The sequence below is a fragment of the Streptococcus sp. 1001283B150225_161107_H12 genome (assembly GCF_015552665.1).
Taxonomy (GTDB): Bacteria; Bacillota; Bacilli; order Lactobacillales; family Streptococcaceae; genus Streptococcus.
This window is the reverse complement of record NZ_JADNFC010000005.1, coordinates 107,016-129,478: the sequence shown is the minus strand read 5'-3', so window position 1 is coordinate 129,478 and position 22,463 is coordinate 107,016. Positions and strand designations below refer to the sequence as shown.

Annotated in this window: 20 protein-coding genes, 1 pseudogene and 1 riboswitch; of the genes and pseudogenes, 2 read left to right on the top strand and 19 right to left on the bottom strand. The window is 41.5% G+C overall.

The annotated features are described in order from the left end of the window. From I2C87_RS08270 to I2C87_RS08230, 9 genes and pseudogenes are all read right to left on the bottom strand, one after another. Window positions 1-90 (bottom strand): annotated as a pseudogene (locus I2C87_RS08270) (galactose-6-phosphate isomerase); the annotation flags it as partial. Window positions 91-159: 69 nt separating this feature from the next. Next, entirely contained in the window at window positions 160-1,044 is an 885-nt protein-coding gene (locus tag I2C87_RS08265; protein WP_048715588.1) for an aldose 1-epimerase family protein, read from the bottom strand. Window positions 1,045-1,147: 103 nt separating this feature from the next. After that, on the bottom strand, window positions 1,148-2,623 hold the full coding sequence (locus tag I2C87_RS08260; RefSeq protein WP_048715587.1) for a PTS galactitol transporter subunit IIC: 1,476 nt from the start codon (window positions 2,621-2,623) through the stop codon (window positions 1,148-1,150). Window positions 2,624-2,719: 96 nt separating this feature from the next. Next, a complete protein-coding gene (locus tag I2C87_RS08255; RefSeq protein ID WP_006148587.1) occupies window positions 2,720-3,025 on the bottom strand; it encodes a PTS sugar transporter subunit IIB in 306 nt (101 codons plus the stop codon). Window positions 3,026-3,064: 39 nt separating this feature from the next. Continuing rightward, a complete protein-coding gene (locus I2C87_RS08250) occupies window positions 3,065-3,541 on the bottom strand; it encodes a PTS sugar transporter subunit IIA (RefSeq protein ID WP_048689142.1) in 477 nt (158 codons plus the stop codon). A 208-nt stretch (window positions 3,542-3,749) separates the two neighbouring features. Beyond that, complete coding sequence (locus I2C87_RS08245) at window positions 3,750-4,496, bottom strand: DeoR/GlpR family DNA-binding transcription regulator (protein WP_129268758.1); 747 nt, start codon at window positions 4,494-4,496, stop codon at window positions 3,750-3,752. A gap of 324 nt (window positions 4,497-4,820) precedes the next feature. Next, the gene (locus tag I2C87_RS08240; protein ID WP_129268756.1) at window positions 4,821-6,395 is read right to left on the bottom strand and encodes a DEAD/DEAH box helicase; all 1,575 of its coding nucleotides are present in this window, start codon (window positions 6,393-6,395) and stop codon (window positions 4,821-4,823) included. A gap of 701 nt (window positions 6,396-7,096) precedes the next feature. Then, window positions 7,097-8,005, bottom strand: coding sequence for a magnesium transporter CorA family protein (locus I2C87_RS08235; RefSeq protein WP_154852364.1), 909 nt, complete (start codon window positions 8,003-8,005; stop codon window positions 7,097-7,099). A gap of 84 nt (window positions 8,006-8,089) precedes the next feature. Continuing rightward, window positions 8,090-8,470 carry a PH domain-containing protein gene (locus I2C87_RS08230; RefSeq protein ID WP_006596927.1) on the bottom strand — a complete coding sequence of 127 codons (381 nt, stop codon included), beginning with the start codon at window positions 8,468-8,470 and terminating at the stop codon, window positions 8,090-8,092. A gap of 101 nt (window positions 8,471-8,571) precedes the next feature. Then, window positions 8,572-8,696, top strand: a riboswitch (TPP riboswitch). Window positions 8,697-8,777: 81 nt separating this feature from the next. On the opposite strand from I2C87_RS08230, the gene thiT reads away from it, so the two are divergent. Continuing rightward, a complete protein-coding gene (gene thiT / locus I2C87_RS08225; RefSeq protein ID WP_061563745.1) occupies window positions 8,778-9,353 on the top strand; it encodes an energy-coupled thiamine transporter ThiT in 576 nt (191 codons plus the stop codon). Between the two features lie 115 nt (window positions 9,354-9,468). Here the strand turns inward: thiT and I2C87_RS08220 are convergent, their stop codons facing one another. The 10 genes from I2C87_RS08220 to pbp2b form a co-directional block, all read right to left on the bottom strand. Next, the gene (locus I2C87_RS08220) at window positions 9,469-11,013 is read right to left on the bottom strand and encodes a peptide chain release factor 3 (RefSeq protein ID WP_048715577.1); all 1,545 of its coding nucleotides are present in this window, start codon (window positions 11,011-11,013) and stop codon (window positions 9,469-9,471) included. A 202-nt stretch (window positions 11,014-11,215) separates the two neighbouring features. Further along, window positions 11,216-13,141, bottom strand: a complete 1,926-nt coding sequence (locus I2C87_RS08215) for a DUF2207 domain-containing protein (RefSeq protein ID WP_195324561.1) — start codon at window positions 13,139-13,141, stop codon at window positions 11,216-11,218. A 60-nt stretch (window positions 13,142-13,201) separates the two neighbouring features. Continuing rightward, window positions 13,202-13,882 (bottom strand): TIGR02206 family membrane protein, encoded by a 681-nt coding sequence (locus tag I2C87_RS08210; protein ID WP_129822248.1) that lies wholly within the window; start codon window positions 13,880-13,882, stop codon window positions 13,202-13,204. 12 nt (window positions 13,883-13,894) lie between these two features. Beyond that, on the bottom strand, window positions 13,895-14,584 hold the full coding sequence (locus I2C87_RS08205; RefSeq protein WP_195324558.1) for a TIGR02206 family membrane protein: 690 nt from the start codon (window positions 14,582-14,584) through the stop codon (window positions 13,895-13,897). A gap of 28 nt (window positions 14,585-14,612) precedes the next feature. Continuing rightward, complete coding sequence (locus tag I2C87_RS08200; protein WP_129822250.1) at window positions 14,613-15,314, bottom strand: YwaF family protein; 702 nt, start codon at window positions 15,312-15,314, stop codon at window positions 14,613-14,615. A 29-nt stretch (window positions 15,315-15,343) separates the two neighbouring features. Beyond that, window positions 15,344-15,955, bottom strand: a complete 612-nt coding sequence (locus I2C87_RS08195) for an NUDIX hydrolase (protein ID WP_129822251.1) — start codon at window positions 15,953-15,955, stop codon at window positions 15,344-15,346. Further along, window positions 15,945-17,315: a UDP-N-acetylmuramoyl-tripeptide--D-alanyl-D-alanine ligase gene (locus tag I2C87_RS08190; protein WP_129822252.1), complete on the bottom strand. Its 1,371-nt coding sequence runs from the start codon at window positions 17,313-17,315 to the stop codon at window positions 15,945-15,947. The genes I2C87_RS08195 and I2C87_RS08190 overlap by 11 nt, the downstream gene beginning before the upstream one ends. An 88-nt stretch (window positions 17,316-17,403) precedes the next feature. After that, on the bottom strand, window positions 17,404-18,450 hold the full coding sequence (locus I2C87_RS08185) for a D-alanine--D-alanine ligase (RefSeq protein WP_123160059.1): 1,047 nt from the start codon (window positions 18,448-18,450) through the stop codon (window positions 17,404-17,406). 172 nt (window positions 18,451-18,622) lie between these two features. Next, the gene (recR, locus tag I2C87_RS08180) at window positions 18,623-19,219 is read right to left on the bottom strand and encodes a recombination mediator RecR (RefSeq protein ID WP_125335328.1); all 597 of its coding nucleotides are present in this window, start codon (window positions 19,217-19,219) and stop codon (window positions 18,623-18,625) included. Between the two features lie 10 nt (window positions 19,220-19,229). After that, window positions 19,230-21,311: a penicillin-binding protein PBP2B gene (gene pbp2b, locus I2C87_RS08175; protein WP_129822253.1), complete on the bottom strand. Its 2,082-nt coding sequence runs from the start codon at window positions 21,309-21,311 to the stop codon at window positions 19,230-19,232. A 315-nt stretch (window positions 21,312-21,626) separates the two neighbouring features. Here pbp2b and I2C87_RS08170 point away from each other — a divergent pair, with 315 nt between their 5' ends. Further along, window positions 21,627-22,454 (top strand): exodeoxyribonuclease III, encoded by an 828-nt coding sequence (locus I2C87_RS08170; RefSeq protein ID WP_129822254.1) that lies wholly within the window; start codon window positions 21,627-21,629, stop codon window positions 22,452-22,454. The last annotated feature ends 9 nt before the right edge of the window (window positions 22,455-22,463 follow it).

Here is a 22,463-nt window from a genome sequence, read left to right as displayed (position 1 = left end):
CACTACTTGGAAACCTTCTGCTTCCAAATATTCTTTGACTACTTCTTTTAAGCGGATACCTGCTGCATCCGCACCAATAATAACTGACATATTATGCTCCTTCTTTTAATTCATTTTTCAATCAAATACAGAAACTTCTATATTCAACAACATTATTTTCTATAAAATTTCGATTTCAAAACTAAGTTCTGCTTCTTGACCTGCTGGCAAAAGTCGAACTTGCTTTTTATATTCCAAATAATCACTCTCTTCAAGGGAAGTGGATAAACCAGACCAAGGCTCTAAAGCGATAAAAGGTCCTTTATTTGGTGTTGTCCAGATAATCAAGTTTGAAAAATCTGGAAAATGAAGGCTTACTCCTTTTTCGTGCTTTTTAGAGCGGAGGATCACCCTTCTTGATTGTAAGCAATCTAAGGTGATGGCATCCTTTTGGAAGAGATCGTAATCGAGATTTAGGATTTTCTCTTGCTGTAAGAAAGGTGTCCGATCAAAGACGTTTAGCAAGCCTGTCTCTGGATAGGATTTAGGAATACTACAGGTCTCTTCTTGTTCGAATTCCAGGTAGTAATCTTCAAATCCTTCATCCGCCAGTAACGGACAATTAAATCCTGGATGGCCACCAACGAAAAAGGGCATGACTCCTTCCTCACCAAGATGGTGAACCCGATAGGTTACTTGAATCTTCTTACCAAGTAATTGATAAGAAATTTCTAATCTGAAATGATAGGGATATTGCTGATACATTTCTTCCGTATCTTCTATCCCAAAAGTCACCCGATCTTCTGTTTGCTCTACCAGCTCAAAGTTTTTCTTGCGAACCAGCCCGTGGCGAGGGATCTTCCCAACACCTTGAGGGCGATACATGGTTGTATCATTTCGAACCGAACCACAGATAGGAAAGAGAACTGGGGCTTGGCCACTCCAATACTGAGCATCACCCTGCCAAAGATATTCGATACCTTCCTGATCCTTGATAGAGGTCAGCTCACCACCTAACTCCTTGAAACAAACTTCCAGATCATTATTTTTTAAAGCTATCCTCATATTTCACTCCTTAGCATGTTATTTTAGAGAAAAAACTAGGCTACCCCTCCATGTCTGGAAAATTGATACCCTAGTTTTATCAAGTTACATATTTAGGAGCGGATTATTTTGCATTTGCTGCGTATTCTTCGTTACGTTTGATCATTTGTTTTCTGTACCATGCAAAGATTCCAACGTAGAATGCTAAGAAGGCAACAACACCAATAATCAATTTAATATCACCAGTTGTTGCATTACCGATTGTCCAACCAAGCAATTTTTCAACAGGTCCTTCAAGAGTTGAGTGAGTGATCAATTGAGCTTTGTCAACTCCTTCTGGAAAGGCTTTTACACTTTTCGCCAATTCAGTAGCGAATGGTGCGATAAGAGTACCTGAAAGAAGGAAGAGTGGCAACAAGAGTGTTCCAAACACGATCATACGGATCAATTTACCACGTGTTACAACCAACAAAGCTGGAGTCACACCCATAGCGATGATCCCTGCAAGTGGCAAGATACCATTTCCGACTTTAGAAAGAAGCACTGCTTCGATCAACATGATTGGTGCAAGTACGTTTGCACAAGCCCAGATTTCTGCACGACCAGCGATAAATGGCCAGTCCAAACCGATATTGAATTTACGTCCTTGAAGACGTTTAGTAGCAACGTTTGTAATACCTTGTGACAATGGTTCTACCGCTGCGATGAACCAAGAACCGATCAATGAGAACAATTCCAAGCAGACACCGGCAGTCAAACCAAGGCTGATCCAACCTTTAATAACCAATTCCCAAGTTTTAGCATCAGCTACATCAGCAACTGGATGTGGAGTACCCATGATACCGATGACGATACCAAGAAGGAAACCGATGAAGAATTTAGATCCCCAGAAACCAATTTTCTTGTTCAATTTAGCTGCGTCAAAGTCGTATTTGTCAAGACCTGGGAAGAATTTGTCAAAGATTTTATCCAAAACCATGATGATTGGGTTCATCATGTAGTTCATGTGAGTTGAAGTCATAGGTGATGAACTTGGTGCATTCAACAAATCGTCAAATGTTGGTTTCATCAAGTCTGAGTTGATGATTTTCATAATCCCTACAAGAACAACTGCAAGAGTGGCAACTAAGAGGGAAACTCCTGCGCTAACTCCATTTTTATCCGCATACCATTTAATCAAAAGACCTGTGATAGACAAGTGCCAGATATCAAAGATATCGACATCAAGTGTATCTGTTTTCTTCATTGCAAGCATGACAATGTTGACAACCAACATAACTAGCAAGAAGTAAAGTGTCCAGGCAGACCCCCAAGTGATGGTCGCAAGTGGTGCCCAACCAACGTCTGTGATATTCAATTGAATACCAGTGTTCTCAACGAATTTTGCAAGAGACGCTGAGAAAGCTCCATTCAACATACCGATGATTGCACCGATACCTGTAAGGGCGATGGCAAGTTTAATACCACCTTCAAGCGCTTTGGAGAATTTCACTCCAAACAAAAGTGCCAATAGAGTTAGGACGATCAACATGATGATCGGTGCACCCATATCTAGAATGGGTTTGAAAAACTTATTGGCAAAATCGATAATGCCATTCATAATAAATCCTCCCGATTTATATTTTTATATTTTACAAAATTAAGAATGTCAGCAATTCCAGGCATAGGAACCGCTTACAAAATACAGATAAACGAATTAGCTTAAACCGTGTTCTTTGATGGCTGCTTCGATATTGTCATATACCGGAGCGCTCATAGCTGGAATACGGAATAAGATTGGACCAGCTTCAACTACTGGAATACCAGGATCAAAGCCTAAATCTGTTGCAGCGATTGGTGTAAAGATATCATAACCTTTAATCAAATCTTCATTCACATCTTTTACCATTACCGCATCACATTGTACATCATATCCACGGTTTGAAAGCTCTTCTTCTAGAGCGCTTTTGATTTGGTGGCTTGAGTTAACCCCTGCACCACAGGCAGCTAAAATTTTAATCATTTGAATGACCTCCATTATAAATATTTTTAATTTTTACTATTAAGCAATCGCTTCTGTGATATAGCGATATAAGTCTTCTTCAGTTTCCAATTTCGACATGTTTTCAAGATTTCCATTTGTCGTAAAGAAATCCATCAAATGCGCCAAAATGTTTGTTTGGCTGGAACTAGAATTGTTAATGATGAAGAATAAAAGAGAAACTTCTACTTCTTTATCAGGTGCGATCATATTGTGGAAGGTTACCGGATTTTTCAATCGAACAACTACAATATTCTCTGTTAGGTTATGGATGATATCCGTATGAGGAATCGCTACATTCGGAAGATCCTTTCCTAGAAATTCCATATCCAAGCCAGTAGGGAACGATTTCTCTCTCTCTTTTAATGCAGCTCGATAAGAATCTGTCACAATCTGACGTTCTTCCAATAAAGTTGCAACCTGGTCAAACAATTCTTCTTGATTCGCAACATCTAGGCAAAAGACTAATTCCCGATTAAACAGTTGATTTAATCCCATCTTTTCACCCCTTCCACTTTTAAAATATCTTTTAATTACATGATAAGTATATCACTATATGAATGCGCTGTCAATTACAATATGTAATTTTTTGTTCTTTTTTGTTTATTTTTTATAGATTTATTTATAACCCCTCCCCTATTAAAGGATATAAAAAAGACCAGAATCTGCTTGAATCCTGGCCGTTTAGCTGTTTCTTTTCTAATTTTTACAAAATTTTTGTATAAGAATTGTATTTTTCTCGCACCTTATTAGAGATAGAATGATCGGTAATCACCGCATCTAAATCATCTAGACGGTAAAAAGCATAGAAAGAATAGCTGTCAAACTTACTGTTATCTGCTACTACATACTTTTCAATGGCATTGTTAAGAATAATTTTATTACCATTTCCTTCTTCTTCGTTTGCAGTCATTGCTGTATGACCGTCGATTCCATTTACCCCGATAAAGGCTTTCGAAACCTTAATTTCCTTTAAGAGCTTATTAGCAAACTGCCCTACAAAGGTCTGTGTCTTGACCCTATATCGACCTCCCACTAGGATAATGTCATAATTGGGTTGATCTTTTAATTTTTCAAAAATAGGTAGGGAATTGGTGACAATACTGACATGTTTCCCTTCAAGATAATCGCCAATAAAATCCGTAGTGGTTCCAGCCCCAATAAAAATTGTATCGCCTTCATCGATTAAAGCCGCACATTTTTGAGCAATCTCCCTTTTCTCTTCCACGTTCAACATGTTCTTTTCTGTATGAGAGACTTCTGTCAGACTATCCTTGATTTTTCGATGGGCCCCTCCATGAACACGAACCAATAGGTCTTGCTCCTCTAAGTCCATCAAATCCCGTCGAATTGTCATATCCGTTACACCCAAGAGATCACTTAGATCCTTAACAGAGACCACTTCATTTTTATCCAACTCTTGTAAGATTGCTACATGTCTACTCTCTTTCATATGACGTCCTACTTTCCTATTTCTGCTTTCATTATACTATAATGGTGAACATTTTCAATAAGAAACAAACATTTTGACGATTTTTTTCTATATTAATCACTTATTTTGTTGATCGTTTTTGTGAATTGATCATTTTTTTGTTCACTTTTTTAAAAAAAGTAGATTTTTTTAGCAAATCTGTTGACAGGACTTATAAAAAGTTGTATTCTTAATATGTTAACAGAATTGATAGCGCTACCACATAGTGATAGCAAACGTTTTGTTTACGAATTTCGGTCTCCTTATAAATATACAAGGGTAAACAACTGTTTACCCTTGTATTTTTTATTTATCTCCTTTGTTCCGAATCACAAAGCCTGTTTTCTTCTCGCTTGAAGTATTACGAGGTTTTTTATGATCCTTACGGTAACGCTTCTCTTTGTCAAAACGATCATTGGAACGACCACCCTTTCGGTAGTCATCACGACGACCATTGCCACGACGATCACGATCTCGACGGTCATCACCACGACGTCCACCGCGACCAGACTTGCCTTTTCCGCCAAATCCACCACCAGATGGTTTAAATGGTAATGGTTTTTCACGCGCAATTTCAACTTCTGGAAGACTATCTGGATCCTGAACCGTCAAGCTAAGGATGTACATGGCCAATTCTTCTGGGCTGAATTCTGCAGCCAATTTACGAGCATCCTTTGCAAATTTGTCGAAGTTACCTCGAATAGCTTCATCCGCAAAGTCACGTTCAATTTTCTTGAGTGCAACCTGTTTCTTAGCTTGGAAGGCTTCTTCTGCTGTCGCAGGTTTCAAGCCCTTCATGCGTTTCTTGGTCAAGTTTTCGATGATTTGGAGGTAACCCATCTCATTTGGTGCTACGAAAGTAATCGATTGACCTGACTTCCCAGCACGACCTGTACGGCCAATACGGTGAACATAGCTCTCAGGGTCTTGTGGGATATCATAGTTGTAGACATGGGTTACACCTGAGATATCCAATCCACGAGCCGCTACGTCTGTTGCTACGAGGACATCCAGATTGCCATTTTTGAAATCACGGAGGACACGAAGACGTTTGTTTTGGTCAAGATCTCCATGAATCCCTTCTGCACGGAAGCCACGGATCTTCAGACCACGAGTCAATTCATCTACACGACGTTTGGTACGACCAAATACGATCGCAAGCTCTGGTTGCTCCACGTCCATGAGACGAGTCATGGTGTCAAATTTTTCTTGTTCCTTAACTCGGATATAGTACTGATCTACTAGTTCAGTTGTCAACTCTTTGGCAGCAATCTTCACATGCTCAGGGTCTTTCATAAATTGAACCCCGATGCGTTTGATAGCTTCAGGCATGGTTGCTGAAAAGAGTAAGGTTTGACGATTTTCTGGGACACGAGAGATGATGGCTTCAATATCCTCAAGGAAGCCCATGTTGAGCATCTCATCTGCTTCGTCCAGGATGAGGGTTTCAATGTCTTGTAATTTCAAGGCCTTGCGTTTGATCAAGTCTAGGAGACGACCAGGAGTTCCAACTACGATATGAGCACCTGATTTAAGCGCCTTGATTTGTTTTTCAATACTTGAGCCACCGTATACTGAACGGACTTTTACACCCTTGCTTCGACCAAAGCGGAAGAGTTCTTCCTGACTTTGCACAGCTAGTTCACGGGTTGGTGCAATGACCAAAGCTTGAATGGTCGCTTCTTCTGTACGAATTTTTTCAAGGGTTGGCAAGCCAAAAGCTGCAGTTTTCCCTGTACCAGTCTGAGCTTGACCGATAACATCTTTTCCTTCAAGAGCCAAAGGAATGGTTTGTTCTTGAATAGGACTTGCTTCTACAAATCCTGCTTTATCAACTTCTGCTAACAATTCAGCAGATAAGTTCAATTCATTAAATTTCATTTTTTTCTTCTTTCTAAAGATGGTGCGAAGCCATCCTATAGCGCTTAGTTTATACTTTTCTTGTCATGACGTACTTTCAGTTTTCATGAAAGACCGTGTTGCTTCTTTTCCACTAAAGAAAAGTACTGCTTTTTTGCAACTTATCTAGTATACCATAGACCAGGGTTAAAAGATAGTAAAACGAAACAGGTTGAAAAGTTTTTATTGGGTAAACCCTTTCAAAGATTCTCTTTCCACCTTCGATTGATTTTTGCGTCCCTTTCCAATTTCTTTTTTAAATTTGCAATAATATAAAAGACTGGAAAGTCTCTTCTTTCATTTGAAGCACCTCATAAAAACAGCGTTACAATAGGCTTTCTAAAAATTTTTACTCACAATAAATCCCCTTTTATTTTGGGATTGTTTCCTTGATTTTTAATATGAAAATATGTATAATGATTCTAGTATCTAGGTTATTTCAGTATCATTAAAATGCTTCATTCATTTGACTGATTCAACGATTCAATCCAATTATAAATTGTTTATAATCCACTCAGTACTTTTAAATCTACTCCTACTATTTCCAAGAAGATTTTGTACAGTCGATCACTTGTATCAAAACTGCCTCTTCTTCTTAGGGGAGGCAGAGTTAAAAATGAAGGTTTTTCTGAAATAGCCAAGATACGAAAGAGGTAAGGAATTTCTTCCCTACCTCTCTTTTTTTATCGTTTATGAGCAATCCAGCGCAAGATTCGTGATAAAATCAACCACAAGACGAAGCTAGCGATCGAAATATAAATCCAGGCATTGGGATCGTTTGTAAATGGCAATGGAACGTTCATTCCAAAGAAACCAGTGACAACTGCTAAGACCGCCAAGAGGGCTTCTAAGATGGTCAAGGTTGTCAAATTATCATTCAGATTGTTATTCAGGATATTATTGTAGGAGCTAGACAATTGTTGCAAGACCTGAGAGTTTAACTCTGTCATGGAGACCAACTGCCGGGCCTCGATCATGGCATCATCAAACTGTTCTTTTTCCACATCATCTAATTGACGATAGATCAGGTGAGCCTTGATATGTTCGAGCAACATGCGATTTTGCTTGGCCGCAGATACCAGATAAACCATACCCGTTTCCAAGTCAGAAAGAGCATAAAGGTTCTTACTGGTCGTGGTTTTTCGCAAGAGACGATTGATTTCGTCCTTATGTTTATCCAGACGCTCAATAATCGGATAATAAGCATTGCTGATCATCTCGAGGCCAGCAAATAAAAGTTTAAAGGTAGATAAGCTTTCATGAGCATCGACATAGCGCTCCATTTTTTCGATAACATAGGCATTATCCCGGTTACTTATGGTGACTAGTCGAGGCCCTTGAATAATAAAGGTCATCGGAATGGTTTCATAATATTCCTTTTCCTTTTCCATATCCAATACATTATAGATAAAGGTCACAGTCCCATTTTCACGATTATAATCCATATGGGCACGTTCATTCTTATCCAGTGCATATTCAATGGTTTCTTGATCAATATCATACTTTTGATACAATAGGGAGGTTTCCGCAATCAAGTCAGAATCAATATTAATCCAACTCCGGCCATCTCCTAACTTTCTTTCAACGAACATTTCGTTTCCTCTTTACTTTATCTGCCAGTGCTCCTACCCGATTATCCAAAATCACTATACGAGAGTTCTGTCCTCATTCATTTATCAACGCAACACAGCTGCTGCCAAAGCCTGCTGGATTTCGATGACACTATTATCACTCTTAAATTGGAGTGTTTCTGATGGTTCTACAGCCGATGAGACCCAAATTTTTAATTCAGCATCCAAATCAAAATGACCAGATGTTTCTACTGAAAAACGCGAAATAGAACGATAAGGAAGAGATTTATAAGATGTTTTCTTCCCTGTCATCCCTTGTTTGTCCACCAAAATGAGACGGTACTCAGTAAAGACAATCAAGTCACGAATCAAGCTAAAAGCCAAGGTTACCTGCTCACCTGGAACTAGGATATCCCCTAAATCTTTTTCAACCTTATCGACGTCTTTTTGAGAAGCATTGCCCATCAAACCTGCAAAAATACCCATGATTATTTCCTCCACAACTTGTGCATTTTCTATCTTTATAACTATACCATATTTTTTGCGAGTTAAAAAGTTGCAGGAAGTTTTTTTAGATAGTATAATGTAAGAGTCACAAGAGGAGCAAGTGCTGAGATTGGCTAGCTTGGATACCAGAGGTGTTCGTTACTGGCCTAAACTCTTACCACCTGATCAGGTTAGGACCTGCGTAGGGATGTGTCTCAAAACAGAATGAAATAGAGAACTTCTATGACGTCGTTTTGGTGTGGCAACAAATGAGCCAATCAAAACGATTGGTATAGGAGGTTTTTTTATGTCGAAAACTACGGTTCGACCAATGATTGAGGTCGCTCTCTTAGCGACCATTGCTTATATTTTGGATTTGGTTACTCAACCCATGTCCTTAGGTCCTTGGATTTCTCTATCCTTTAAAATGGTTCCTATCTTTCTCCTCAGTTTCCGCTGGGGCGTCAAGGCTGGTGCCATGGGGGGATTCATCTGGGGACTCTTGCAAGTCGTAACAGGGGAAGCAGCTGGTGGTTGGTTGACTCCAATCCAAGGTTTCTTAGAGTATTTTGTAGCCTTCAGTTTGATTGGACTGAGTGGAACTGTCAAACCTGCCCTTGATAAGGCTATCAGAGATAAAAAACGAGTTCAGACACTCACATATATTACTGCCGGAGTCGTCTTGGGTGGTTTTGCACGCTACCTCATTCACTATATTGCAGGTGTCATCTTCTGGGGAAGCTATGCTCCAGCTGGCCAAAGTGCCTACATTTATTCTCTTGTTGTGAATAGTTCGTCCTTCTTAGGGGAAACCATTGCTAGCCTCATTGTCTTCTTTATCTTACAAGAATTTTTGGGAAGACTCCTTATTACAGAACAATAAAAACCAGCTCGCTTGAGCTGGTTTTTTTAACTAATATATTCTATTCCCAAAGTAAGCCTAAAGAGTGGCTAGCGTCCAACAATTAGGGACTTTAGTTCCAATTGTTGGTGCTGAGTTACATCTTTTCCTCTAACTCGACATCTGGATACTTGTCCGCAAACCAGCGGAGGGCAAAGTCGTTTTCAAAGAGGAAGACAGGCTGGTCAAAGCGGTCTTTGGCCAAGATGTTCCGGCTTGAAGACATGCGCTCATCTAAGTCTTCTGGTTTGATCCAGCGAACGGTCTTTTTACCCATTGGGCTCATGACCACTTCTGCATTGTATTCATTTTCCATGCGGTGCTTAAAGACTTCAAACTGGAGTTGCCCAACTGCACCTAACATGTATTCCCCTGTTTGGTAGTTGGTATAAAGCTGGATGGCCCCTTCTTGCACCAATTGCTCAATCCCCTTGTGGAAGGATTTTTGCTTCATAACGTTCTTAGCAGATACCTTCATGAAGATTTCAGGGGTAAAGGTTGGCAGTGGTTCAAATTCGAACTTGTTTTTTCCAACAGTCAGTGTATCCCCAACTTGATAAGTACCAGTATCGTATACCCCGATGATATCTCCAGCTACGGCATTGGTCACATTTTCACGGCTTTCGGCCATAAACTGAGTGACATTTGATAGCTTAGCGCCCTTACCAGTACGAGGGAGGTTAACATTCATCCCACGCTCAAATTCACCCGATACAATACGGACAAAGGCAATCCGGTCACGGTGACGAGGGTCCATATTGGCCTGGATTTTAAAGACAAAGCCTGAGAAATCCTTGTCATAAGGGTCGACAATCTCTCCATCTGTCTTCTTGTGGCCATGTGGTTCTGGAGCAAACTTCAAGAAGGTTTCCAAGAAAGTCTGCACCCCAAAGTTCGTCAACGCTGATCCGAAGAAGACTGGTGTTAATTCACCCGCAAGGATGGCTTCTTCTGAGAATTCATTCCCAGCTTCTTGCAAGAGTTCGATGTCGTCTTTCACTTGCTCGTAGAAAGGATTGTTAGCAAAAAGCTTGTCCCCGTCTTCTAGACTGGCAAAGCGTTCGTCTCCTTTATAGAGTTCCAAACGTTGGTTATAAAGGTCATAGAGTCCCTCAAAGGCTTTCCCCATCCCAATCGGCCAGTTCATCGGATAACTTGCGATGCCCAAGACTTCTTCCAATTCTTGCAAGAGATCTAGTGGCTCACGTCCGTCACGGTCCAACTTATTCATAAAAGTAAAGACTGGAATTCCACGGTGTTTGACAACCTCAAACAATTTCTTGGTTTGGGCCTCGATACCCTTGGCAGAGTCCACCACCATGACTGCAGCATCTACTGCCATCAAGGTCCGATAAGTATCTTCTGAAAAGTCCTCGTGCCCTGGTGTATCAAGGATGTTGACCCGTTTGCCATCATAGTCAAACTGCATGACAGATGAAGTTACCGAAATCCCACGTTGTTTTTCGATATCCATCCAGTCAGACTTGGCAAAGTTTCCTGTTTTCTTTCCTTTAACAGTACCAGCTTCCCGAATCTCTCCCCCAAAGTAGAGCAACTGCTCTGTAATCGTCGTTTTACCAGCATCCGGGTGGGAGATGATGGCAAAGGTACGGCGTTTTTTAATTTCGTCAGTTATTGTCATTCTTTCTTCCTCAGTTATTTTTTTAAAACGTATTTTTTAGTAAGTAGGATCCTTCTACATTGGTTCTCTCCTTTTACCTTAACTAACCTATTATAGCGGAAATAGAGGCTTTTTTCAATCGTCAGTATAGTTACAAATTAAAAAGCCTGAGTGAGAACTACAATGGTTCTACATCCCAGACTTCATTAAATAACAAGTACTATTAGAAGGCGCCAAATCCTCCACCACCACCTCCTCCAGAGAAGCCACCACCATCAAAGCCACCGTTGCCATCTGAAGAGTTAATAGAGAAGTTTGAAACACTATAGGAATTATCTACATAGCCCATTAAAGTAGAGCCATCTAGAAAGGTATTTGAAGAGGATGTTAGCCAAACAAGAGCATCCCAGTCTTCATATGGTAAGGAAATCTGATGATTTTGGAGTACCTGACTCACTTTTTTAGCTTGACCATACAAGGTCGCGTACACCAAAATACGATTCCATAGGACCACACTCTCAAGTTCTGCTTGGTTGAAATTTGGAATACTTTCGATCATATTTCTAAAAGCCATCCATTGGAATTGCGAATCCAAGTTCTCTAAGGATTGTAGATGATCTTCACGGATTTTCACAACAATATAAAATGGAATGAATAACAGAACCAAAAGTAAAATGATCCAAAAATAGAATGAAGATAGGTGTGAACCAAATCCAAATGTTAAGAAACACATGCTCACAAATAAAATCAGTAAGAGCCAAAAATGTAAGGCACAGCCTGTTTTTGAAAAAGCTTCTTCTTTTTCAGATAAGTCTCTAAAATAAGAGGGCAATCCTAATTTTGCAATCTCCTTGTCAACACCTTTTGACAATTGCTGGGCATCTTTTTTTAAAAGCGATTGAACATCACTTCCGACCTTTCGAATTCGATTTCGTTGCGCCTCTGTTTTAGCAGCCCGAAAATCTTTTTTTAGAGCTACTTGATTAATTTTATATTTTGAGAATACCTCGCTGATATTGATTTCTGTTTCTTGATCAAAGATCATGTCAATAAACTTCAATTCAAAATCAGCCAAGCCTTCATGGTGAAGACAGGTCAACCTTTCCCCGTTTTCATCCCTAGTCAAACGAAGATTTCCTCGGTCAATGAGATCTAACATTGTTGCTTGAATGAGATGGTTAAATTTTAATTGACCTTTCTCTCTAAATATCACCATCTGTTCAAAATCAAGTTGATACAGCGCCTTAGCTAGAACTAATGGTGGTAAATTCTGTGGTGGTTCGTATAATCTTACTCCTTTTACAATCCGACGATTTCTGGTACTGATCATATAGCGAATCCATGGAATAAAAGCTAGGACAAATAAAAGAATCGATACAATTGGCACGACTCTGAGAAACAGTGTCTTGTAGATGAATGTTTTTTGTTGAATGGATCTCTCTTTTTTTAGGAATTTATCTTTTCCATTTTCTTTTTTTATCTTATTAGATTGGCCTCGACGCAGAGCTTCTGTCATGGGCCAGTATGCGTGGAGTTCCAATTTTCCATTCTTTGGGAAGTTCCGTAACTGAATGTGATAGCCAGTCGCAGTCCGGTCAATCTGGGCTGGTGGATTAAAATAACCGGTATGAGCATACAATTCTCCCTGCTTGGCATCCAAACCATCCACATAAAAATCTAATTTCGCGATATCCTCATCCCCATCTGAAAGAGGGAACCAATTGAGCTCCGCTATATCGGAATACAGGTCTAGAATATGATCAATCTTCCATACAACCTTGATGGTAACTTTGCCTCCAACAATCCTCGAATTGTAGATTTTTAATAGACGACCATCTCCGAGATCCGATTCTTCTACACGAATATCTCGTTTTTCCCCGTCCACATAAGCTTCAACTTGAGGATTTTCATGGATTTTAAATCCTTTAGGAAGGGGATCTGCATTCCCTAAAGTTACATACTGACCATTGTAGCCCGTATGAAAATCATAGGTAATCTCTTGAGTGAATGTTGCCTGGCTATCTTCCTGCAAATGGAGGTGTCCTACATAGGACTCAATCGAATACTGAACGTCATCCTCTGCCTGAGCCGGACTAACTGTACAAAATAAGCCACACAAGATACAAATGACTAGTAAAAACCTCTTCATTTCAAACTCCTATTAACTAAAAGAAGGTTGAGACTGATTGTCTCAACCTCCTTCAACTTTTTATCGACTGACTCTTTTTCTAACAGGTCTGCGACTGAAAAATACATTAAAGAGAAGCAAGGCTGCTGCTAGGATGCTGGAAACCACGACATAATTCACCAAGAGACTATCCCCTTTGATAATTGGTGGTCGCGCCATGAGTCCATAATTGCCTCCAGTGACTTGGTTGACCCCGACTAGAAATAAATCGAGGACGAAAGTATAAAGAACAATTTCTCGATTTTTTAAAAGGCTCGAATCATACCATCTCAAGAGATAAATCAAGGAATTAACCAAGAGACAGTAATGCCCTAAGAGAAAAGAAAAGCTCGTAATATGAGGGAAGGTATAGGGATCAAAGACCGGATAACCCAAGGCAAAGATCGCCCCACTGACTCCCATCAAGGCAAAGAACTGCTTGCTCTTCCATCGGTCTGGCAAGAGCAAGACAGCAAACATGGCCAAACGGCAATGGTACAAGGGTAAACTATTGGACCAGGGAAGTTGAAAAGCAAAATACCAGATATAGAGACAGATCAATTGAAAAATTTGTAAGTTTCGAAAGATCTTTCGAAATTGTTCATTTTGAAAGTAACGTAATGAAGCCCAAACTGCCATTAGGATTAAAAGAACCATGACCCCATACCAGAGGAGCGGTATAACAGGTGGTGCAGTGGATTCAGTTGTAAAAAAATGATGCATAGGATCTCCTTATTAAACGGATTCAGATGTTCTTTTTCTTTTCTTACTGGACTTAAAGATTGAATTGATCAGGATAAGGGTCCCTGTCATCAGGATGGTCACGATCAAATAGTTGAGCACAAGTCCATGATCACCAAGTACAGGAGGACGACGCATAAAGCCATAATTTCCACCTGTTACAAGATTTGCGAGCTGAATAATAGCATTAACCCCAAAAGTCATCTGACAGATTTTCCAGGCATCCCTTGCTTCCACCTGGTAGGATTGGACCAGATAGATCAAGCAATTGGCCAAGAGGGCCCAGTGACCAAAGACATTGTTGATCGAGGATACGTGAGGAAAAGGATAGGGATAAAAGACGGGATAAACCAAGGCCATGATAGATCCAAAGACTCCTACCAGGGCAAAATACTGCTTGAACCTTCCCTTGGGAGCCAAGAGAATGATCCACATGGCCATCCGGCTATGGTAGAAGGGAAGACTCTCTGAAATAGGCAAATGTGCTGCAATATACCAAGAGTTGATAATCAGCAACTGGACCAACTGTCCCCAATACCAAAAATTTTGATAGGCTTTGGAAGAGGCTAATCGAATAGACAGAAGCCCCACCACTACCAATGATGTCGGCAACAAGAAATACCAAGCCCTTAATTGAGGAGGAGCCGTTGGTTGACTAGTGAAAAATAAATCCCAAAGTGGCATGATTTCCTAACCTCAGCTCATTTATTTTCTATTCTGAACGCGAACCAACAGTCTCTTCAACCATCTTGTATTTGTACTTATAACGTTGGTTGACTAAGAAAATTCCAGCCACCATCACAAAGCTAACCAAGAGGTAGTTTAAGAGAGCACCGTGGTCGCCAATGATTGGTGGACGCCGTAAGAAGCCATAATCTCCTTTCGTCAAAAGATTGACCAAGAAAATTAAGGCATTCATGCCAAAAGTGATCTTGAAAATTCTCAAGCTGTCTTGTTTTTCAGATTGATAATGATCCTGTAGGTAAATCAAACTATTGGCAAGCAAGGCCCAGTGGCTAAAAATTAGATTCAACACAGTGATATGAGGGAATGGGAAAGGATCAAAGGCCGGATACACCAAGGCCGCAATCGATCCTAAAACTCCCAAGAGAGCAAAATATTGCTTGATATAGGTCCCTTTAGGGGCAAAGAGAATCACCAACATGGCCAAGCGGCAATGATAAAAAGGCAAATTATCCGTCAAAGGCATGTGGGCAAGAATATACCAAGCATTGATGGTCAAGACTTGGATCAACTGTGCCCAATACCAAAAGCGTTGGTAGCTTTTGGATCGCGCATATCTGATGGAAAAGTAACCAACCACCAACAAAGAAGCTGGTAGAATGAAATACCAGAGCCCAAACTCAGGCGGGGCTGATTTTTGGTTCGTAAACAATAAATCCCAAAGTGTCATTTTATATCCCTTTAATTTATAAATCGTTTTTAATCACAATACAAATCTCGTTTCCCATCATAAACATCCCAAAGGAAGTTCAATTGTTCTTCTGTATTGCGCTTGGTAGAAAGAGCAGGCATTTTCTCTCTCTCAAAAAAGGCAAGGTCGGAAATTTCCTGGTTCTTTTCAAAATTTCCATCTAATAATTCACATTCAAATACCAATTTCACATATTGGCGGCTTTGCAATTGGTAGCGATTGGTATCAAATACTGCCAACAGGCGATTGACACGTGCTAAATAGCCCGTTTCTTCTTGGATTTCTTTTAAAATGTTTTCCGTCGGAGAATAGCCAACCTCACCAAAGCCACCCGGCAAGGCCCAGGTCTCTTCTCCCTGACCTTTCACTAAACAAAGTTTTCCATCTTTGACAATCCAGGCCCTAACATCAATCAAGGGAGTGTCGTAATGGTCTGTCGGGCGAAACAAATCCGATAATTCTTGTGGATTCAAATCAGTCGCTTCTCTCACAAAATCCTGTAAAATGGCACGAATATCCTGATAGCGCTCTTGATCAAATGGATCTTTTGAGAACGCTAAGCCTGTATTAGTGATTGAAATCAAGCGCTGAATGTTCTTTAACACATTATTACTCGCCATTCTCCAACTCCTCTACCAATTTAGCTAGATTCATGGAATTGCTTCCCTTGATGAGGATTTGGTCCTGCTCTTTTAAGCTTTCCTTGACTTGTTTGACCAGATCCTCAAACTGGTCTTCCTCAGCGGTCTTTTTGAAATAATAAACATGTCCGAGTGGGAACATCTGGCTCGCTAATTGAGCCAGTCCCGCAATATCTTGACCGTAGAAAATAACGGTATCCAAGACATCCGGTGACAGGCTGAGAATCATTTGGTTGTGCAGATCAATGGATTGCTCCCCTAGTTCTTTCATATCCGCTAAGACCGCTAGCTTCCGGCCATTTGGATTGGCAGGAATGGTCGAGAAGGTTTCTAAAATCAGGCGCATGGCCGTCGGATTGGCATTGTAGACATCGGATAGGATATCCGCTCCGTTACTTGCCTTCTTCCATTCTGTACGGTTCTTAGTAAGCTCTAAGCCTTTAAAGCTTGCACGGATGGCCTCTTCGCTCACTCCTTCTTTCAAGGCAACATAGGCCGCAATCATGGCATTGGTCGCATTGTATTTGCCTGTGACAGGTATGTCAATAGCATCTGATAAGAAGTTCGCTTCAAAGGTTAGGCTGTCCTTGCGTTCCTCCAACTTGGTAATGCTGATGTCTGCTCCTTCACCAAAGCGCACAAGCTCTTGTTGGCTCGGTAAAAAATCCCCGACAATGGGATCGGCCGGCACTAGAAGCAAGCCACCAGCTGGCATCCCATCCGCAATTTGCAATTTCCCTTTAGCAATTTCTTTGCGATCTTTGAAAAACTCCAGGTGAGCTTCCCCAATAAGGGTCACGATTGCTGCCTTTGGATGCGCAATTTCTGAGAGAAGATGGATATCTCCCAGATGGTCCTGCCCCATTTCAAGGACAAGCTTCTCTGTCCCTTCTGGCATATGGAGAACCGTATAAGGGAGGCCAATTTCGTTATTGTAGTTCCCTTGTGTTTTATAGGTTTTGTAGGTAGTTGACAGCAATTGAGCCAACATATCTTTGGTCGTTGTCTTACCGTTTGAACCGGTGACCGCCAAGACATCTACTTGACTCTTCTCCAACACATATTGGGCTAATTTTTGAAAGGCCGCTAGAACATCATCTACCAACAAATAAGGGTGGCCTTCTACTTCTTTTTCAGACAAGGTCGCTACGGCCCCGTTTTCAAAGGCCGTCTCGATGAAATCATGCCCATCACGCGCCCCCTTAAGAGGGACAAAAAGGTCTCCAGGCCCAATCAAACGGCTATCAAATTCAGGCTTGGTAAGGGCTACATCTTCAAATTGGCTGATATCATTGCGAGCAGCCAGGACACCTGCTACTTCGTGCAAGGTTAGATTCATAGTATTCTCCTCTAAAAAGGGGGAGCAGGAAGAAAATCGACTCCTCATTGAGTTGATTCCATCCCCTACTCCCACTTGGAACAGATTCTTACAGTAAGTGTGCTTCGCGTTTTTCGAAAGTTGCTTTTGCCAACTCAACCAAACGCTCGATCAAATCAGGATAGGACAAACCCATGTTGTCCCACAGCAAAGGATACATAGACCATTGGGTAAAGCCAGGCATGGTATTGAGCTCATTCAAGTAGATGCCCCCATCCTCTGTGTAGAAGAAATCACAACGGGAGAGACCTTTCCCACCAATGGCACGGAAGGCCAATTCGGCATTCTGACGCATGGTCGCAGCAACTTCTGCTGGGATTTCAGCTGGAATCGCCATCGTAATCTTATTATCGATGTATTTGGCTTCATAGTCATAGAAGGCTACATCTTTGACCACCTCACCAGGGAGGGTGCTCTTGACATCGTAGTTGCCTAACAATCCTACTTCGATTTCGCGCGCTACGACACCTTGCTCAACCAAAACACGGCTATCATATTTAAAGGCCAATTCCAAAGACTGACGAAGTTCTGCTTGGTTCTCTGCTTTTGAAATCCCGACACTAGAGCCCATATTAGAAGGCTTGGTAAAGACCGGATAGGTCAATTCTTTTTCGATTAAGGCAATCTTAGCTTCTAGGTCATCTCCTTCAAGGACAGCCACATAAGGAACTTGTGGAATCCCTGCAGATTCTAGGACCCGTTTGGTGGTAATCTTGTCCATCGCCACACTAGAAGAAAGGATATCACATCCCACATATGGAAGTTTCAAGACTTCTAGGAAACCTTGAACCGATCCATCTTCTCCCATTGGTCCGTGAAGGACTGGAAAGACAACCGCTCCTTCTTGGTAGATACTGCTCGGAGATACTTTAGCTTCCCAATCAATGGTCTCGTTGGTCATCAAGCGTTCTGTTTCAGCAGGCTTCTCTTCAAAGGTTTGGGTCTTGATGAAGTCTCCCGTCTGAGTAATGAAATAGGTCTCAACAGAATACTTGTCATAATTAATCGCCCGCATGACGCTTTCAGCTGAAAGTACAGACACTTCGCGCTCTGCGCTACGGCCACCATAAAGAAGTACAATTTTTTCTTTTGCCATTGTTTGGTCCTAATCCTTTTTTTAATTTTGTGCTTCCTGATTGACTTGTCAGAAGCACTCCTCACAACCGAGTTCGTCCCTCTAGTATACCACACTTTAAAAAGAAAGAAAACGAGAGAGAACACCTAAAAAACAAAAAAACCAGAGGGGTTCCTCCAGTTTTTGTAACCGCTTATAACTCGGTTCGATTTTCAATAGCTCGGAGAAGGGTCACTTCGTCCGCATATTCGATATCAGCTCCGACAGCTAATCCACGTGCCAGGCGGGTCACTTTGATGCCAGCTGGTTTGAGGACGCGTGAGATATACATAGAAGTTGCTTCCCCATCTGCGGTTGCATTGGTCGCCACAATCACTTCTTGGACCTCATGATCCATTAATCGTGTAATCAAGGACTTGAGGTTAATATCATCTGGTCCGACCCCATTCATAGGCGAAATCAAGCCATGAAGGACATGGTAGCGACCGTGGTACTCCTGGATATTCTCCATGGCTGACACATCTCGACTATCTTCTACCACTAAGATAGTCGATGGATCGCGTGTCTCATCTCGACAAATGGCACACTCTTCTTCATCTGTTAGGTTCCCACAGATGGAACAATAGCTTAATTCCCGCTTTGCTGACAAGAGATTTTTAGCAAACTCATTGACATCGTCATCAGTCATTCCGATGGTATAAAAGGCCAGACGAGTTGCTGTCTTGATCCCAATACCAGGGAGCTTCGAATAACTTTCAATTAATTTTGCGATAGGTGTTGGATAGAGCATAGCTTCCTTTCTAATTCATAGGATGTTTTTGCTGGTAGAGATTGATAATCTCTCTGGTAATACTGTGACTAACAGTCGCTTGGAGATTGGTGTTGTGAGGGAAGACGACTGCCACTGCAATCTGAGGATTTTCAGAGGGAGCATAGGCGATAACATTGGTGTTTACAGCAGGGGTCCCACCATTTACAAACGTTTCCGCAGTCCCGGTCTTTGCACTGATTGGAACCGCTGCACCTTCTCCGATGGTTTTACCAGTTGTTAAGCCACTGGTTCCATATACCACCTGATAAAAACCTTGTTTGATGATGGCTAGATTTTCAGGTGTTAGAGCCACTTGGTTGAGTTCTTTTGTTGCAATCTCTTCTTTCAGAGGACCCAAACCTCCCTTGGCATCATTTTCATAGATCCCTTGGACCAGATGGGGAGCCACGCGTTTCCCATCATTGGCAATAGTTGCAACATATTGAGCCAACTGCATAGGCGTATAATTATCAAACTGACCAAAGGCGTCTGTTAGGTAATTACCAATCGTGAACTCTTTGGGAACATAGCCCGTTGATTCATTCGGAAGGTCAATCCCTGTTTCTGTTCCTAGACCATAAGAGGCAAAGGTCGAACGCAATTTGTTCATAGCTGGATCCAATTGGTCAGTCTTCAAGCTCATGTTTGGCTGATAGGGTTGCCCCATCAAATCAAGTGCAATCTGCACCATATAAGTGTTGGAAGAATATTCCAACGCTTGCACCGCATTGATTTCTTGGCTTCCAAACTGGGTGAACCACGAAGTGATTGGAGCTGAACCAGAAAAGGAGATTGGTTGATCCAATAGGACTTGGTTCCCAGAAATCACCCCATTTTCCCATCCTGCTGTCAAAGTAGCTGCTTTCACAACCGATCCTGGAACAAAGACATTGGTCACTGTTCCCAAAGCATCGGGAGTAAGATCTTGCGAACCAGCTTCATGCTTCATCCCCGCCATAGCAAGGATTTTACCCGTTTTTGGATCCAAGGCAACAGCATAGACCCCTTCTGAGTAGGTCGCATTCCCAGCAGCTAATTCTGCCTGGAAAGACTTCTTCAAGATGTCTTCCACTCCTCTTTGGAAATCCAAATCAATGGAAAGCTTGATATTGTTTCCCTTGCTTCCTTTTGAGAGGGTTTTGATTTTTTCAACATTGCCATTCTTGTCCAAATGGATTTCTTTTTCAACCCGTTCTCCTTGGAGGACAGACTCATATTGTTTTTCTAAATAAGAAGTTCCGACGCGATCATTTAAGGCATAGCCTTTTCCCAAATAATCGTCCACATCTTCAGCTGGAAGACCGGCTTGCTCTGTCGACACACTACCAACGATGGAAGCCAAAGGACTATCAACCACTTTTCGATCCCAACTCGTGATCACTTCAAATCCTGGAAATTCTTTCAAATGATCTTTGACCGTCGTTACTTGCTCGTCGGACATCGGATCCGTCAAAATCGTAGCACTGGCAAAGTTTTCAACCGCATTCATTTGGCTGAAGAGATAGATGGCTTTCTTTTCTTCTTCTGTATAACCTAATTTTTCAGTCTCAATACTATCAACAGCATGCTGATAGATGGTTGCTTCTGGAAGTGGATTGCCGTCCGTGTCGATACGCTCTTCCTTGGGCAACTTATCCACTACCTCTTTATAGACTTCCGAATTTGCGAGATAAAAGTCGATCTCTTGACGCTTGGTGATTTGGGGATTCGAAACACTTACATAATTCAGAAGAAGCTGTGCTGTCTGACGCATCTCTTCTGCGGTAAACTTATTGCTTCGGGTAAAAGACAAGACCTTCTTGTCAACATTTTCTACCAGAGGGTGACCAGAAGCATCATAAATCTGTCCCCGGAGACTCCCTCTTGTTAAGTGTTTTTTGGTAGCTTTTGCCAATTTTTGTGTATAAAATCCTTGATGAGTAATCTGCATATACCCTAGTCGAGCAATTAAAATCAAAAAGAGGGTACAGACGATACTGAATAACAAATAAAGTCGTCTAGTAATCCACCGATTATCAAATTTTCTCACCTTAGCATTCGCTTTTTTTGAACGTTTAGATTTTTGCGCCATACCTCTCCTTTCACTGTGATTCTCAGCCCCAGTCCCTAACAATACCTGGTAAAAATAGGATAACTTTAAAGGGAATCTGAGGAATATTTCTATTTTAAACTCAACTTCCATTATAGCACATTTCATCCAGACACGAGTCGCTAGACCAGATAAAATAATCGTCATTCTGAACTCCTCGGTAAGCATTCTGTTATGCATATGCGGGAGGCATAGCTCTTGACTGCAAAATAGCTCCTTCCTCAAATCACAGGAGACAAGTGCTAGGAGATTTTTTGGTATAATAGAAACATCGAAAAAGTTAGTAAAGGAAACGATATGAAACTGATCTCATGGAATATTGACTCACTGAATGCCGCCTTGACGAGTGACTCTGCACGCGCCAAGCTCTCACAAGACGTCCTACTTACCTTGGTTGCAGAAGATGCGGATATCATTGCCATTCAAGAAACAAAATTATCTGCTAAAGGACCAACAAAAAAACACCTAGAGGTCTTAGCAGAACTCTTCCCTGGATATGAAAATACTTGGCGGTCCTCTGTAGAACCAGCCCGCAAAGGATACGCAGGAACCATGTTCCTCTACAAAAAAGAATTGACACCAACGGTAACCTTCCCAGAAATCGGTGCCCCTTCTACCATGGACGTTGAAGGTCGGATTATTACCCTAGAATTTGATGACTTCTTTGTGACCCAGGTCTACACTCCAAATGCCGGAGATGGACTCAAACGCTTGGAAGAACGCCAAATCTGGGATGCCAAATACGCAGACTACTTGGCGGAACTAGATCAGCAAAAGCCTGTTCTGGCAACAGGAGACTACAATGTAGCCCACAAGGAAATCGACTTGGCCAATCCAGCCAGCAACCGTCGTTCCCCAGGCTTTACCGATGAAGAGCGTGCTGGCTTCACTAACTTGCTAGCCAAAGGGTTCACTGATACCTTCCGCCACTTGCATGGGGACCTTCCAGATCAATATACTTGGTGGGCACAGCGTAGCAAGACATCTAAAATCAACAACACAGGCTGGAGAATTGACTACTGGCTCACTTCTAACCGCATTGCGAACAAGGTAACTAGATCAGCTATGATTGACTCTGGTGCCCGTCAAGACCATACACCAATTGTCATGGAGATTGATCTTTAAGGAGAAAAC

Bases quoted from the DNA above. Each gene is read 5' to 3' on its own strand.
- I2C87_RS08265 (WP_048715588.1), bottom strand. From the start codon at position 1,044: ATGAGGATAGCTTTAAAAAATAATGATCTGGAAGTTTGTTTCAAGGAG.
- I2C87_RS08260 (WP_048715587.1), bottom strand. From the start codon at position 2,623: ATGAATGGCATTATCGATTTTGCCAATAAGTTTTTCAAACCCATTCTA.
- I2C87_RS08255 (WP_006148587.1), bottom strand. From the start codon at position 3,025: ATGATTAAAATTTTAGCTGCCTGTGGTGCAGGGGTTAACTCAAGCCAC.
- I2C87_RS08250 (WP_048689142.1), bottom strand. From the start codon at position 3,541: ATGGGATTAAATCAACTGTTTAATCGGGAATTAGTCTTTTGCCTAGAT.
- I2C87_RS08245 (WP_129268758.1), bottom strand. From the start codon at position 4,496: ATGAAAGAGAGTAGACATGTAGCAATCTTACAAGAGTTGGATAAAAAT.
- I2C87_RS08240 (WP_129268756.1), bottom strand. From the start codon at position 6,395: ATGAAATTTAATGAATTGAACTTATCTGCTGAATTGTTAGCAGAAGTT.
- I2C87_RS08235 (WP_154852364.1), bottom strand. From the start codon at position 8,005: ATGTTCGTTGAAAGAAAGTTAGGAGATGGCCGGAGTTGGATTAATATT.
- I2C87_RS08230 (WP_006596927.1), bottom strand. From the start codon at position 8,470: ATGGGTATTTTTGCAGGTTTGATGGGCAATGCTTCTCAAAAAGACGTC.
- thiT (WP_061563745.1), top strand. From the start codon at position 8,778: ATGTCGAAAACTACGGTTCGACCAATGATTGAGGTCGCTCTCTTAGCG.
- I2C87_RS08220 (WP_048715577.1), bottom strand. From the start codon at position 11,013: ATGACAATAACTGACGAAATTAAAAAACGCCGTACCTTTGCCATCATC.
- I2C87_RS08215 (WP_195324561.1), bottom strand. From the start codon at position 13,141: ATGAAGAGGTTTTTACTAGTCATTTGTATCTTGTGTGGCTTATTTTGT.
- I2C87_RS08210 (WP_129822248.1), bottom strand. From the start codon at position 13,882: ATGCATCATTTTTTTACAACTGAATCCACTGCACCACCTGTTATACCG.
- I2C87_RS08205 (WP_195324558.1), bottom strand. From the start codon at position 14,584: ATGCCACTTTGGGATTTATTTTTCACTAGTCAACCAACGGCTCCTCCT.
- I2C87_RS08200 (WP_129822250.1), bottom strand. From the start codon at position 15,314: ATGACACTTTGGGATTTATTGTTTACGAACCAAAAATCAGCCCCGCCT.
- I2C87_RS08195 (WP_129822251.1), bottom strand. From the start codon at position 15,955: ATGGCGAGTAATAATGTGTTAAAGAACATTCAGCGCTTGATTTCAATC.
- I2C87_RS08190 (WP_129822252.1), bottom strand. From the start codon at position 17,315: ATGAATCTAACCTTGCACGAAGTAGCAGGTGTCCTGGCTGCTCGCAAT.
- I2C87_RS08185 (WP_123160059.1), bottom strand. From the start codon at position 18,450: ATGGCAAAAGAAAAAATTGTACTTCTTTATGGTGGCCGTAGCGCAGAG.
- recR (WP_125335328.1), bottom strand. From the start codon at position 19,219: ATGCTCTATCCAACACCTATCGCAAAATTAATTGAAAGTTATTCGAAG.
- pbp2b (WP_129822253.1), bottom strand. From the start codon at position 21,311: ATGGCGCAAAAATCTAAACGTTCAAAAAAAGCGAATGCTAAGGTGAGA.
- I2C87_RS08170 (WP_129822254.1), top strand. From the start codon at position 21,627: ATGAAACTGATCTCATGGAATATTGACTCACTGAATGCCGCCTTGACG.